This is a genomic window from Janthinobacterium sp. SUN137, assembly GCF_030587265.1.
Classification (GTDB): Bacteria; Pseudomonadota; Gammaproteobacteria; order Burkholderiales; family Burkholderiaceae_D; genus Janthinobacterium; species Janthinobacterium kumbetense.
Genome location: NZ_JAPWHZ010000001.1, coordinates 918099 through 931808, shown reverse-complemented (window position 1 = coordinate 931808; position 13710 = coordinate 918099). Strand labels below are relative to the sequence as shown.

Annotated in this window: 12 protein-coding genes; 2 read left to right on the top strand and 10 right to left on the bottom strand. The window is 65.0% G+C overall.

Annotation, left to right across the window (positions count from 1 at the left end):
- Positions 1 to 111 precede the first annotated feature (111 nt).
- From O3298_RS04315 to O3298_RS04285, 7 genes are all read right to left on the bottom strand, one after another.
- Positions 112 to 465 carry a DUF3325 domain-containing protein gene (locus tag O3298_RS04315; protein ID WP_289904812.1) on the bottom strand — a complete coding sequence of 118 codons (354 nt, stop codon included), beginning with the start codon at positions 463 to 465 and terminating at the stop codon, positions 112 to 114.
- The gene (locus O3298_RS04310) at positions 465 to 2099 is read right to left on the bottom strand and encodes a PepSY domain-containing protein (protein ID WP_305058586.1); all 1635 of its coding nucleotides are present in this window, start codon (positions 2097 to 2099) and stop codon (positions 465 to 467) included. The genes O3298_RS04315 and O3298_RS04310 overlap by 1 nt, the downstream gene beginning before the upstream one ends.
- Positions 2096 to 2434 carry a DUF3649 domain-containing protein gene (locus O3298_RS04305; RefSeq protein ID WP_289898722.1) on the bottom strand — a complete coding sequence of 113 codons (339 nt, stop codon included), beginning with the start codon at positions 2432 to 2434 and terminating at the stop codon, positions 2096 to 2098. The genes O3298_RS04310 and O3298_RS04305 overlap by 4 nt, the downstream gene beginning before the upstream one ends.
- A 2-nt stretch (positions 2435 to 2436) precedes the next feature.
- Positions 2437 to 3183: a DUF4198 domain-containing protein gene (locus O3298_RS04300; RefSeq protein ID WP_305058585.1), complete on the bottom strand. Its 747-nt coding sequence runs from the start codon at positions 3181 to 3183 to the stop codon at positions 2437 to 2439.
- 376 nt (positions 3184 to 3559) lie between these two features.
- Positions 3560 to 5956 carry a TonB-dependent receptor gene (locus tag O3298_RS04295; protein WP_305058584.1) on the bottom strand — a complete coding sequence of 799 codons (2397 nt, stop codon included), beginning with the start codon at positions 5954 to 5956 and terminating at the stop codon, positions 3560 to 3562.
- 91 nt (positions 5957 to 6047) lie between these two features.
- Positions 6048 to 7145 (bottom strand): FecR domain-containing protein, encoded by a 1098-nt coding sequence (locus O3298_RS04290; protein ID WP_305058583.1) that lies wholly within the window; start codon positions 7143 to 7145, stop codon positions 6048 to 6050.
- Positions 7145 to 7630, bottom strand: a complete 486-nt coding sequence (locus O3298_RS04285) for a sigma-70 family RNA polymerase sigma factor (RefSeq protein ID WP_289903810.1) — start codon at positions 7628 to 7630, stop codon at positions 7145 to 7147. The genes O3298_RS04290 and O3298_RS04285 overlap by 1 nt, the downstream gene beginning before the upstream one ends.
- A gap of 168 nt (positions 7631 to 7798) precedes the next feature.
- Between O3298_RS04285 and O3298_RS04280 the strand changes: the two genes are divergently transcribed.
- Positions 7799 to 9430, top strand: coding sequence for an alpha-D-glucose phosphate-specific phosphoglucomutase (locus tag O3298_RS04280; RefSeq protein ID WP_289903811.1), 1632 nt, complete (start codon positions 7799 to 7801; stop codon positions 9428 to 9430).
- A 45-nt stretch (positions 9431 to 9475) separates the two neighbouring features.
- Here the strand turns inward: O3298_RS04280 and O3298_RS04275 are convergent, their stop codons facing one another.
- The 3 genes from O3298_RS04275 to O3298_RS04265 all read right to left on the bottom strand — a co-directional run bounded on the left by O3298_RS04275 (position 9476) and on the right by O3298_RS04265 (position 12260).
- Positions 9476 to 11050, bottom strand: a complete 1575-nt coding sequence (locus O3298_RS04275) for an oligopeptide:H+ symporter (protein WP_305058582.1) — start codon at positions 11048 to 11050, stop codon at positions 9476 to 9478.
- 82 nt (positions 11051 to 11132) lie between these two features.
- On the bottom strand, positions 11133 to 11690 hold the full coding sequence (locus tag O3298_RS04270; RefSeq protein WP_289916934.1) for a GNAT family N-acetyltransferase: 558 nt from the start codon (positions 11688 to 11690) through the stop codon (positions 11133 to 11135).
- A 93-nt stretch (positions 11691 to 11783) separates the two neighbouring features.
- Positions 11784 to 12260, bottom strand: a complete 477-nt coding sequence (locus O3298_RS04265; protein WP_289916933.1) for a hypothetical protein — start codon at positions 12258 to 12260, stop codon at positions 11784 to 11786.
- A 321-nt stretch (positions 12261 to 12581) separates the two neighbouring features.
- Between O3298_RS04265 and O3298_RS04260 the strand changes: the two genes are divergently transcribed.
- Positions 12582 to 13676 (top strand): hypothetical protein, encoded by a 1095-nt coding sequence (locus O3298_RS04260; RefSeq protein ID WP_305058581.1) that lies wholly within the window; start codon positions 12582 to 12584, stop codon positions 13674 to 13676.
- Positions 13677 to 13710: the final 34 nt, after the last annotated feature.

Here is a 13710-nt window from a genome sequence, read left to right as displayed (position 1 = left end):
CCTTAATGCAAATAAGAATTATTCTCATTTTAGCGTGGCAGGCGTGGCGGCGCAATGCGCTGTTGCTGCGCCGCCACGCATGACCGTCGCGTGGCGGCGCAGCCAGTCCCGCTACAGCACGGCCAGTGCGATGGCGGCCAGCACGGCCGCGCCGCCGATGAGGCGCGCCAGGCGCATGGCCTGGTGCGGCGCGTAGGGCAGCAGCCAGATCAGCAGCAAGCCGCAGCCCGTCAGGCTGCCGACCCAGTAGACGAGGCCGTAGCCGCCGCCGGCGATGTGCATGGCCCAGGCCAGGCCGGCCGCCAGCGCCAGCCACCCCGTCCACTGCAGGCGGCGGCGCAGCGGCGCGGGCGGTTCGGCGCCGCGTCCGTGCAAGTCGGCGTAGTGGCGGTCCATCGCCAGGCACAGCGAGGACAGGCCTGCATAGCACAAGGCAAAGACGAGGAAATTGGCTAACAGTTCCATCACGCGGCCTCCATCGTTTGCGCCGGTTTTACCGCATCCGTTGCCTTGTGTGCCTTGGCCGCCTTCACGGGCAGCGGTTTCAATTTGAACGCCGCATACGCGAGGCCCAGGCCCAGCACCAGCACCACCAGGTCGAAGGCGGCCACCGCCACGGGGCCGCGGCCCAGGAACAGGGTTACGCCCAGGTGCGATTCGGTGGTGAAGACGTTCAGCACGGGCAGCGACGCCAGCAGGAAGGCGCCGGCGGCCAGCTGCATGCGCCACATGGCGCGCGACGGACGCAGCTGCGCGATGATGGCGGCCAGGGCCCAGGCGCCGAAGAAGCAGGCGATTTCCTCCTGCGGCCGGTCTTCCATCGTCACCGACAGCAGGCGGTTGGCCCAGAAATAGGCGCCGAAGGCGATCGGGATGCCGGCGATGGCGCCGATGTTGAGCGCTTCCACCAGGCGCAGGCCGAAGCTGGCGCGCTTGCCGGCGGCCAGCGCCTTGGCCTGTTTCTGGCGCGTCTTGACGGCCCACAGCAAGGCGCCCGTGGCGACCATGGCGCAGCCGGCCAGGCCGGACAGGAAGAACAGGGCGCGCAGCAGCGGTCCGCCGAAACGGGCGATGTGCAAGCCATACATCACGCCGTGCGTGGCTGCCGCGCCGGGCAGCGCGTCGCCGTCGGTGGCCAGCAGCTTGCCGGACACGCCATCGAATTCCAGCGATGGCTGCTTCGACGACATGTCGCGTCCGGACGCGCGCGACAGCGTCACGGTGGCGTTGGCGTCGCCCGGATTATTCACGGAGATGCGCTCGACCTTGCCGCCGCCCCAGTGCTGTTCCGCCCGGCGCACGAGGGGCGCGAACGGCGTCAGCGGCGCGGCCACGCCGGCTGCCTTGCGCTCGTCCGAGCGGCCCGGGAAGGCTTCGGCGAAGAAGGCATCCTGGTCGCCCTTGTAGGCGGCCGTGGCGCCGGACGGCATGTACAGGAACATCAGGGTGACGAGGCCCGTGTAGGTGATCATCATGTGGTAGGGCAGGGCCAGCACGGCCGTCACGTTGTGCGCGTCCAGCCACGAGCGCTGGCCCTTCTTCGGCCGGAAGGTAAACAAGTCCTTGAAGATGCGCTTGTGCGTGACGATGCCGCTGATGATGGAGACGAACATGAACATGGCGCAGAAGCCCACGATCCAGCGGCCCCAGATGGCGGACATGTAGTGCAGGTCGAAATGCAGGCGGTAGAGGAATTCGCCGCCCCGCGTCTCGCGCGGCTTGGACAGCACTTCGCCCGTGGCCGGGTCGGCCTTTTCGCTATGAAAATTGCCGCGCCGTCCGCGTTTCTTTTCGCCCGGTTGCGACGGCTTGCTCCAGCCCAGCTGCGTGGCGGGATTGCGTTCGCCGGGCAGGCTGATGAACCAGCGCGTGGCGCCCGTGGCCCGCTCCTCCATCGCTTGTTGCGCGACCTTGGCCGCCACTTCCGTCGTCACTTCGCTGGCGGCGGCGCCATGCAGTTCGGGCTGCATCCACAGGGTGATTTCATTGCGGTAGTAGCTGGCCGTGCCGGCGCAAAACACCAGCAGCAAGATCCAGCAGACGAGCAGGCCGGACCAGGTGTGCAGCCATGCCATCGACTGGCGGAAACCTTCTTTCATGCGAGACTCCAGGATAGTGCGTCCATCCACTGCAGGATGGCGGCGATGACGGCGGCGGGGATCGCGAGGCCCAGCCAGGCGCGCAGGGCGCTGCGCGTGGCGAAGACCCACATCACGGCGCAGGTATAGATGGCAAATGACAGCAGGGTAGCTGTCATGACGGCTTCGGAGCGGGCCATGGGCAGGCTTACCGACAGCAGCATGGTGACCAGCGCGGCCAGCACGTAGCCGCCGACGATGGCCGCCACGCTGCGCGAAGCCACGCCGAGGCGGTACACGGCCCCGGCGGAGAGCCGCAGGCGTGGCATTTTTTCAGTGGTGGCTGGCGCTTGCATGGTCAGTCGTGATCCTTGCTCGGTGGCAGGGCCGGGCCGGCCGGCAGCGGCGTCACGCCTTGCGGCTGCACCAGGCTCAGGGTCGTCACGAACATGGCCTTGTCATAGGCTTGCGTGCCGCGCTGGCCGGCCGTCTTGTCCGTGTGCTGCACTTCCAGCACATAGCTGCCCTTCCATGGCAGCGGGAAGCTGACCAGGCCTTGCGCATCGCTCCACGCTTCCTTGCCCCAGCCCGACTGCACCACGGCGTTGACCTTGGCTTGCGCCAGCGGCTTGCCCTGGTAGCTGACCTGGAACTGGCCTGGTTTGCCGGTCGGCACCAGGTCCAGGGTCAGCGCGGGCGCTTGCGCCTTGCCGTCGGCGATCAGGCGCGCGGCCGGGACCCACACGGTGCGCGTGGCCTTGCCATCCTTTTTCTCTTCCCACGACGGGTAGTTGTCTTCCTCGACGATGATGCTTTCGCCGGCGCCCACCTTGCCATTCAGGATGAACGCGCCGGCCGTCTTGCTCGCCTGCAGCGGCTGCGCGCCCTTGGCGGACACCCACGTCACGTTCTTGATGCTGAACTTGTCCAGCAGTCCGGGCGAGGCTTCGCGCAGGTTGTCGCCGAATTCTCCGAAGTACACGCTGGCCGCCTTGCCGTCCTGCTGCAGCCAGATCTGGTGCGCGCTGGCCGTGCCGGAAACGAGGGCCGCGCCCAGCAGGGCGGCGGCGAGGGCGCCGAGGCGCGCGATGGAAGTGAGGTGCATGGTGTATGCCTTAGTTTGTGGTGAGAAACGTGGTTGTCGCAGCGGTGCAAAGTACCGGAAAGTGGCGGCGGCAGCGCCGGCCAGCGAACGTGCTCGCGCCATGAAACGACCTTTTTGCGTTATGGATATGGGAAGGCTTGCTTGGCAGGGATGCCTGGCTGGCGCAGCGTGTCATCCAGCTGCGCATCGGCCATGCCGTCCTGGCCGGTCGATGGCAGGCGGGACATGCGAGATGCAGACTCCGAACGGAATCCAAATGTGAATGAGAACTATTCTTATTATAGTGCGAGGTTGCGAGACATGCAAGAGTGTGATGTTGTAAACGCGCACGGCCACCGCAGTGACGCGGCGGCCGTGCGTGCGCGGGAGCGCGAGTTTACAGCTGGCCGCGCAGGGTCAGCATGGCGTTGCGCGGTTCGCCATAGAAGTTGGAACCATACGCGGCCCACACGCGCGTGTAGTACTTTTTGTCGAACAGGTTGTTCACCGTCAACGACAGTTCCAGCGTGGGACTGAGGCGGTACCCCGCCTGCAAGCCCACCGTGGTGACGGGGCCCTGTTCGAATTTCACGGGCCCGTTCAGGCGGTACATGCTGCTGACGCTGCGCAAGCCACCGCCCACGCTGATCTTGTCGAGCGCGCCGGCGAGCCGGTAATTGGTCCACAGGTTGAAGTTATGCCGTGGCGCGATGAAGGAATACAGTTGCGCCTTCTGGTCATCGCTGCCTTCGAGGGTGCGCGTGCTGGTGTAGGAATAGCCGCTCGTGATGTTCCAGCCCGGCAGGGGGCTGCCGCTCAGCTCGGCTTCCAGGCCCTGGCTGCGCATCTTGCCGGCGCCGATGGAAAACAGCGGGTTGGCCGGATCGGGCATGTCGCGGTTCTCGTCTTCCATGCGGAACAGGGCCGCATGCGCGTTGACGTTCTTGTCGAACAGCTCCGCCTTCAAGCCCAGTTCGAATTGCTGGCCCGTGCGCGGCTTCAGGGTTTGGCCTGCTGCATCCGTGCTGGTCTGGGGCGAGAAGATACGCGTGTAGCTGCCGTAGGCCGACACCTGCTTGTCGAGCTCATAGACCAGGCCCGCGTACGGCGTGAACTTGGCCTTGATGGTGTTGCTGACGTCGGTGAACTGGTTGAAATACGTATTGCGGCTGACGGTATGGTTATTTCGGTGCGTCAGGCGCCCGCCCAGGTTGACGGCCAGCCGGTCCGTCGCCTGCAGGCGGGTGCGCGCATACAGGCCGAACTGTTTGGTGCGGTTGTCGTTTCCGTCAGTAAAAGTGTAGCTGGGCTGGGGGATATTGTTATCCGGATGGAAGATGTTGATCGGGGTGTCCTTGCCGCCGCCGTAGCGGAAATTCTTGTGCACCTGGCGGTAGTCGGCGCCCACGATCAGGTCGTGGCTACGGCCGAACGCCTGGAAGGGCGTGGCCAGGTAAGCATCGAGTCCCTGCGTCTTCCAGTGGCTGCGGTAGCTCCAGGTGATCAGGCAGCTGTCGCCCGTGACAGGGTCTGCCGAACAATCGGACCAGCCGAAATGGCGCGATGGTTCGTCCTGTTCGCGGGACAGGGCGGTCACCTTGAACTGGCCGCCGTTGTCCAGCTTGTGATCGAGTTCGGCAAAATATTCCGTGACCTTTTCCGTGATGTGGTTCCAGGCCGGGTCCAGGTAGGTCGAGCGGGGCACGTCGAGCAGGCGCCCGTCTTCATAGGCGGGCAGGCCGAAGGCGGGACGGCCCTTGTATTCCTGCCAGGTGACACCGCCCGTCAGCACGGTGCCCGGCGCCAGGTCGATGGCGACGGTGCCGTACAGCAGCGGTTTTTCCGCATACACGTGGTCGACGAAGGAGCGCCGGTGTTCATAGGCGGCCACCAGGCGGCCGCGCACCTTGCCATCCGCGCTCAGGGGGCCCGTGACGTCCGCTTCCGCATAGTAGCGGTCCCAGGAACCCGCGCTGAGCACGCCGCTGGCGGCGAAGGTGTCGCGCGCCCGCTTGCGCACCAGGTTGATGGTGCCGCCCGGATCGCCCGCGCCCTGGAACAGGCCGGCGGGGCCGCGCAGCACTTCCACGCGGTCATAGATGGCCAGGCCGTAGCCGGCCGACAGGTCGTTACCCGTGCTGGCGGGCGTCATCACGCCATCGACCTGCACCGAGTCAAGCGCATGGCCGCGCGAGTAAAAATTGCCGTGGTTGCCGCCCGTGCTGCTCGCTTCGACGGTGATGCCCGTCACGCCGCGCATGGCGTCGTCCAGGCTCAGCAAATTCTGGTCGTTCAGCTGCTGGCGCGTCAGCACGGAGACGGACTGGGGAATGTCGCGCAGGCTTTGCCGGCCCTTGCCGATGCTCACCGCTTGCGCCGCATACGACTTCGTCAGCTCGGTATCGATGGTCGCGTCCTGGCGCGCGCTGACGGTGATTTCCGCCAGGGTCGCCACCTTGCCCGTGGCGGCGGGTGCCGGGCGGATGATGACGCTGTTGCCGTCGATGCTGGCGGCCAGGCCGCTGCCGGCCAGCAGGCGCTCCAGGCTGTCGGCCACGCTCAGGGTGCCGCTGACGGCAGGCGCCGTCTTGCCGGCCACCAGTTCCGGCGCAAACAGCAGTTGCAGATTGGCTTGCCGTGCCAGCTCATTCAGGGCTTGCCCCAGCGGTTGGGCGGCGATGGCCAGTTTGACGGGGGACAAGGTTTGCGCCTGTGCCAGGGGGATGTTGCCCAAGGCCAGCATGGCGGCCAGGGCGAGGGGAGCGGGTGTCAGATTGAGGCGGGGGGACCACATGTTGCATTTCTCCAGGTTAATTTATTGTCGATTAACTTGGTAGACGCGGCAGCGGAGAAAACCCTCACCTGCGAATGCGAATTATTTTCATTTATTGCAGTTGCATGGCCGGTGCCTGCGCGGCGGCTTTCGGCGCCATGCCGATGGTGCTGACGGTGCCGCTGCGCACGATCTGCACGGGCAAGAGTTGCGGCAGGGCAGCGGCGAAACGGTCCAGCTGGGTCAGGCTGAAGCTGCCGCCGATGCGCAGCCTGGCGACGGCGGGATCGTGCACGACGAAGCCCGTGTCGCCATAGCGTTCGAACTCGGCCAGCGCCGCGCCCAGCGGCACGTTGTCGAAGGTGACCCTGCCGTCGCGCCACGACGCCACGCTGCCCGGGGCCAGGCTGGCGATGGCCGACAGGCGGCCGCTGGCATCGCTGCTGACGCCCTGGCCGGCCCGCAGGTCGACCCGGTCTTGCCGCGCACCCGCCACGCGCACCTGGCCATGCTGCACGGCCACGCGCAGCTTGCCGTCGTGTTCGAGGGTATTGCGCACGGAAAACTGCGTGCCTACCACCGTCACTGTCAAGGGACCGCTCAGCACGTCGAAGGGCTGGCCCTGCTTCGATTGCACCTGGAACAGCGCTTCGCCGTGCGCCAGGCGCACTTCGCGCCGCTGGCGGTACAGGGTGACGTGCAGCTGCGTGGCCGTATCGAGCTGCAGCTGGCTGCCGTCGGGCAGCGCGACGGCCAGGCGCTGGCCGCGCACGGTGGCATACGACTGGCTGAACACGGCTTGCTGTTGCCACCACCGGTAGCCGCCCGCGCCCACGCTCAGCAGCAGCATGGCGGCGGCCGCATACGGCAGCGCGCGCAGGGAGCGCAGAAACGGGCGGCGCGGCAATGGCGCCGCAGTCGGGGGCACCGCCCAGCGCGCGGCGACTTGCGCGGGAATCCGCAGTGCTGCGCGGTGGGTCTGCTGCAGCTGCGCATATGCCTGCGCGTGCAACGCATCGGCCGCCAGCCAGGCGGCAAACTCCGACTGGCCCTGCGCATCGAGGTTGCCGCGCCGGCTGAACCAGGTGGCGGCTGCCAGCGCCACGCCATCTTGCGTGGCGGCAAAGTCGGCGTACTCGCGCAAGTCCGCCTGCTCCTGGGCAGAGGGGCCGAAATCATGGCGGGGCGAGTGGGCGGTCATGGGCGCCATTATGTGGCTTCCCGCAAAGAATGCAACTGCGCCTGGCAACTGAGCATGCCGCGCGCGATATGTTTTTCCACCATGCTCACGGAAATGCCCATGCGCGCGGCGATCTGCGCGTGCGGCAATTCCTCGAACACGTGCAGCACGAAGGCGTCGCGGCAGCGGGGCGGCAAGGCGTCGATGGCGGCCACGCAGGCTTGCCAGTCCTGGCTGCTTTCCAGCGCCTGTTCCGGCTGCAGATGACGGGGGGCGGCCGGATGCGCGGCCTCCGGCAGGGCGTCGAGCTCCTCGTGCTGGCGCAAGGCGGCGCGGCGGTGCTTGTCGATCAGCAAGTTGCGCGCCGTGCGGTACAGCAGCGCGCGCGGTTCGCGCACGGCCGCTTCACCCAGCACGCGCGCATAGCTTTCCTGCACCAGGTCGGCAGCGGCCTCGCGGTTGCGCAAGCTGCGCCAGCAAAAGTTCAACAGTTCTTGGTAATAGCGTGCAACCACGGCGTCCGATATATGAGTCCGCAGCCAGGAATGCCGCATATGAGAATGATTCTCATTATATGTCATGCCGGGATGTGGTGCTAAGCGGCTTGGCGCACCGTGGCAGATGTACAACGCTTTGCCGCTTGCCTGGCATGCGTTACCATCGGAAGTTAATAAGGAGGCAAGATGGCTATTCAAATCATCAATACGGCGCCGGTAGCGGGCCAGCGGCCCGGCACTTCGGGCTTGCGCAAGAAGGTGGCTGTCTTCAGCGCACCGCAATACCTGGAAAATTTCGTGCAGAGCGTTTTTGACACGCTGGGCGACTGCCGCGGCCAGACCCTGGTGCTGGGCGGCGACGGCCGCTATTACAACCGCGCGGCCATCCAGACGGTGCTGCGCATGGCGGCCGCGCACGGTTACGCGCGCGTGCTGCTGGGACAGGGCGGCATCCTGTCGACGCCGGCCGTCAGCTGCGTCATCCGCAAGCATGGCGCCAGCGGCGGCCTGATCCTGTCGGCCAGCCATAACCCGGGCGGCCCCGACGGCGATTTCGGCATCAAGTACAACATCGCCAATGGCGGCCCGGCGCCCGAAAAAGTCACCGAGGCCATGTTTGCGCGCACGCAAACGATCACCGAATACCGCATCAGCGACGCTGCCGACATCGACCTCGATACCCTGGGAGTGGTGCGTATCGAACAGATGACGGTCGAGGTGATCGACCCGGTGCTCGATTACGCGGAACTGATGCAGCAGCTGTTCGACTTCGACGCCATCCGCGCCCTGTTCGCGGGCGGCTTGCGCATCTGCTTTGACGGCATGCACGCCGTTTCCGGCCCGTATGCGACGGCCATCCTGGAAGGCATGCTGGGTGCGCCCAAGGGCAGCGTCATCAACGGCGTGCCCCTGGAAGATTTCGGCGGCGGCCACCCGGACCCGAATCCCGTCAACGCGCAGGAATTGATCGCCATCATGGCGGCCGACGATGGGCCCGACTTCGGCGCCGCCTCGGATGGCGACGGCGACCGCAACATGATCGTCGGCCGCCGCTTCGACGTGACGCCCTCGGACAGCCTGGCCATCCTGGCCGCCAACGCCACCGTGGCGCCCGGCTACCGCGCCGGGCTGAAAGGCATCGCCCGCTCCATGCCCACGTCGGGCGCGGCCGACCGGGTCGCCAGCGCGCTGGGCATACCGTGCTACGAGACGCCGACGGGCTGGAAGTTCTTCGGCACCCTGCTCGACGCGGGCCTGGCCACCCTGTGCGGCGAAGAAAGCTACGGCACGGGCTCGAACCACGTGCGCGAAAAGGATGGCCTGTGGGCCGTGTTGTTCTGGCTCAACCTGCTGGCTGAGAAAAAGCAATCGGTGGAAGAGATCGTGCGCGCCCACTGGGCCACCCATGGCCGCAATTACTATTCGCGCCACGATTACGAAGACATCGACAGCGCCGGCGCGGCGCAGCTGATGGACGCCGTGCGCGGCCAGCTGGCCGCCTTGCCGGGCCAGGCGCTGGGCGGCTACACGGTGGCGCTGGCCGACGATTTCAGCTACACGGACCCCGTCGACGGCTCGGTGGCGACGCAGCAGGGCATCCGCATCATCATGACGGACGGCGCGCGCATCGTGCTGCGCCTGTCCGGCACGGGTACCGAAGGCGCCACCCTGCGCCTGTACCTGGAGCGCTACGCAGCCGATCCGGCCCAGCATGACTTGCCGACCCAGCAAGCGCTGGCGGGGCTGATCGCCGTGGCGGAAACAGTGGCGCAGATCCGCGCGCGCACGGGGCGCGACGGGCCGACGGTGACGACGTAAAAAAAGGCGCCCGAGGGCGCCCTTTTGCGTTACATCAAACCGGCATCACGCTTTCGCCGGGATGACTGCCTGGCGGTAGTTGTCCACCATCTTGTAGCGCTTCGCATACAGGCCGAAGGCCAGCATGGCCACGGCGGCGAAGGCGGCGAAGAAGAACATCTGGAAGGCTGTCACGCTGATGCCGCTCTCGGCGATCTTGCCGATCACGCCTTCGTTCATGACGCTGCGGTTGACGATCAGCACCCACAGGTTGCCCACCGTGGTCGACAGGTTCCAGAAGCTCATGATGGCGCCCTTCATGGACACGGGCGCCTGGCTGTACGCAAACTCCAGGCCCGTCGCCGAGACCAGCACTTCGCCGAACGTCAGCAGGGCGTACGGCAGGATCTGCCACATGATGGAGACGGCGTTGCCGCTGTCGAGCGCCAGCTGCAGCAGACCGATGACGATCCACGCCAGCGAGGAAAAGCCGATACCGGCCGTCATGCGGCGCAGGGCCGTCGCTTCCAGGCCGAAGCGGTTCAGCATCGGGTACAGCACCAGGTTGTTGAACGGGATCAAGAGCATCACCAGCATCGGGTTCAACGCCTGCATCTGCGCCGGCAGGAACCAGCTTGGTTTTTCCATGGTGTTCGCTTGCACGATCCACGTCGAGGCCTTCTGGTCGAACAGCGAGAAGAACGGCGTGACGAGGGCGAAGATGACGAGGATGCGCAACACGGCGCGCACGCCTTCGACGGCTTCGTCAGGGTGGATGCCGCGTGCGCGTTCCAGCTGCATGGCCGTGCCGATGCTGCCGAAGGCCAGCAGCAATACCAGTGCGGTACACGCAGAAATCACGAAGCCCCATTCGGGAATGCTGTAGAACGCATACAGGGCGCCGATCACGCCGACGTAGGCCACGTACAGGCCGGGACGGGAACCGCCGTCGACGCGCGCCAGCAAGGCCGTGCGGGCCACGCGGGTGAACGAGTCGGGATTCGGCGGCGCCGGCGGCACGTGCACGTATTTCTTGGCGCCCATCCAGAAGACGATGGTGGCGGCCAGCATCATCAGGCCGGGGATGCCGAAGGCGATCGACGGGCCGAAGTCGCGCAGGAACATCGGCATCAGCAGCGAAGCGAAGAAGGAGCCGAAGTTGATGATCCAGTAGAACAGGTCGAATACCAGCTTGGCCTTGTGCTTGTTGGTCTGGTCGAACTGGTCGCCGACAAACGAGGCCACCAGCGGCTTGATGCCGCCGGAACCGAAGGCGATCAGGAACAGGCCGAAATAGAAGCCGTTGACGCTGTTTTCAAACAGGGCCAGGCAGGCATGGCCGGCGCAATACACGAGGCTGAGCCAGAAGATGGTGTTGTATTTGCCAAAGAAGCGGTCGGCCAGCCAGCCGCCCAGCAGCGGGAAGAAGTACACGCCGATGACGAAGGTGTGGAAGACGTGCTTGGCTTCGCCCGTGCGCTGGTCGATCGGGATCATCAGCAGCAAGGTGCTGATGAGGAATGGCGTCAGGATGTTGCGCATGCCGTAGAAGCTGAAGCGTTCGCAGCCTTCGTTGGCGATGATGTACGGTATTTGCCGCGGCATTTTGCCCGTGGCGGTTTGTGTCTCGGCCGATGACATTGGCTCTCCCCCAAGTTTTTTTTGTAAGCCGCGATGCTAAGGCCTGCCGCGTTTGCTTGCAACAGAAAAAACGGCCTGTCCGCTATTTCGCAGAGATTTGTAAGGTATTGATTTTCATAAAGACATTACTTTCGGCACTTGCGCGTGCCGGGCGGGGCAGCCACAGCTGCATTTGCAGCATGCCATCCGATGCGGGACAGTCTTCCAGGGTAAAACCGCAACCGAGGTACAGGGTCAATGCCGCGTGGCTGTCCTGCGCCACGGCCAGGCGCACGCGGCCCAGTTCGGGAATGGTGCATGCATGGGCGATGGCGGCCTGCACCAGTTGCCGTCCCGCGCCGCGCCCGCGCGCCTGCGGCGCCACGTACACGCCCCACAGGCTGGCCTTGTCATGCACGACGGCAATCGGTTCGCGGCGCAGGCCTGCCAGCGCGATCAATTGTTCCTCGTCGAAAGCGCCAAATATTATTTGGTGGGAAGTGGCGCGCAAGCGCTGGGCTATCTGTGCCAGCGGCAAGCCGCTTTCCGCCGCATGCGTGGTGCAGAAGGCGGCGGGCAGTTCGGCGATGCCGGCCAGGCGCAGCGCGCGGTAGGCGGCAACGTCGTCTGGCGCGAGGGGGCGGACAGTGATGGCTGGCATGTGGGCGAGTATCGGGCTTCGATGCCAAAAAGTAAAGCTTGCGCTGCAAGGCAAGCGTCCCTGGCCATCGCGCCCGTCGCCGGCGCAGGGGTGTTACTGGGTGGCGACGCGCTGCATGGGCGCATTGTCCTTGCGCCATTGTTCCAGGCTGATCAGCTCAGCGCTGACGATGTCGTCGACGAGGATGCGCTTGCCGTCGGGCGAGACGACGAAACTCTCCCACCGATGCGCCGCATCGGGCGTATTTTCGAAAAAGCTCAGCTGATAACAGGCGACGCCATCGACGAGGCGCGTCTCGGGCGACGTTTCCATCACGGCGCCATGGGCGCGGCCGCCCGATGCCTTTTCGATATGCGCCGACCAGGCCTTGATTTCCGGCAAAGCCATCAAGGCATCGATTGCGCGCGCGTTCTGCTCCGGCGCCGCCGTCTGGTTGCTCGCGGCGGGGGCATTGCCTGCCTGCGGCGCGGATTGCTGGTGCAGGTAGAACGCGCCGAGCCCGGCGGCCAGCAAGCCGGCCAGGATGCCTGCGATGATGGTGGTTTTGGAAGAGGAGGCGCGTGGCGGCATGATGGTGAGCGTGAGAAAGAGGGACGATGGCGGCCATGCTAAAGCAAAACGCCCAGGCCGGCAATCGCCGGGGCAGGTAAGCAGCTGTTCACGGGGCGGGTGCCGCATCCAGGGCTGGACGCTCCTGCCTTCGGTTTACCTTTGATATGTTATTAAAAAACATGGCCCCATGAAATTTCCAAATTGAATCAATTAGTGCTTGTATGAAATTGCTTATGTGCTAACTTTGGTGCAGACGCCCTGTTGCAGGCTGTCTGTTGCGCTGGCGAGGCACGGAATGTCCGGGTTTGGGCTCAGCACATCAACGTCCACGGAGAAACGATGAACATGATCAAACGTACGGCGCTGCTTATTGCGTCATGTTTTCTGGCTGCGTGCGCAAGCACGGATAAGCAGTTTCCAACGCTCCATGAATCGGCGCATACTGCTGCCGGCGCCGTGGAAAAGACCTTGCCGACCGGCGAGGCGCTTGCCATGCTGCGCCAGATATCAAAGCATGCCGACATGGCCGAAGCAGTTTACCGGCGTGATCTTGATGTGTCGGAGCGCCAGGAGCGCGCCTGCGATTATGTTACCGCCACGGACTCGCCCCCCTTGCGCAGTGGCTTGCCCGATGGGTGGTTTCGGCTGAACCAGCAACTTATCAGGAAACTGGGCATGCAGCCAGCGGGGGAACAAGGTCGCCCGCTGCAACCTTGCCGTGGCGCCAGGGGCTTGCAATATGAGACCTACATCAGGCTGGACGCGTCGGGCCGCCCGCTGGAGGCGGTGCTGGCCTTTCGCGGTACGGAAAATACCAAGTATGAGTGGCGCAGCGACTGGATCGCCAACTTCAGCAACGTCGATTTTGGAGTAGGCGCCAATCCCCAGTTTAGCGAGGCCCGTATAGAAGGGGGGCGCCTGATCGAAGCGCTGGTGCGGGTGTTGCCGAAGACGACATCGTCGCCTGTCTGCAAGGCAGCCAAGAACAGGTCCGAGGGCGTGCAAGCGCCCATCGACCTGGTCGGCCACTCGCTGGGAGGGGGCTTGGCGCAACATCTGGCGTATAGCAGCAAGGCGTGCGATGTGCGCGCAACGATTGCCTTTGATCCCAGCCCGGCAACCGGCTGGTTCTTCTTGCATTGGCGCGGGTGCGTGGTGACGACGGATCCGAATATCTACCGTGTGTATCTTGATGGCGAGGCGCTGTCGTTTGTCCGCAAGGTATCGACCAAATTCAATCAAACGCGTGATCACCGGCGCGACATCCGCATGACTTTTCCCGACGTTGATGTCGGGGCATTCGGGCGGCATAGCATGACTTTGCTGGCTGCCGGTATCAAATATGCCGCGAACAGTCTGCCGCCCGATGATACGGAGAATCGCATTGATTATGCATCGTCCATCGTGTATCCGGAGAGCCTCGGCCAGAACTGAGGGTGCGCCAGGCGAAAAAAAGCCACCTTCCGTA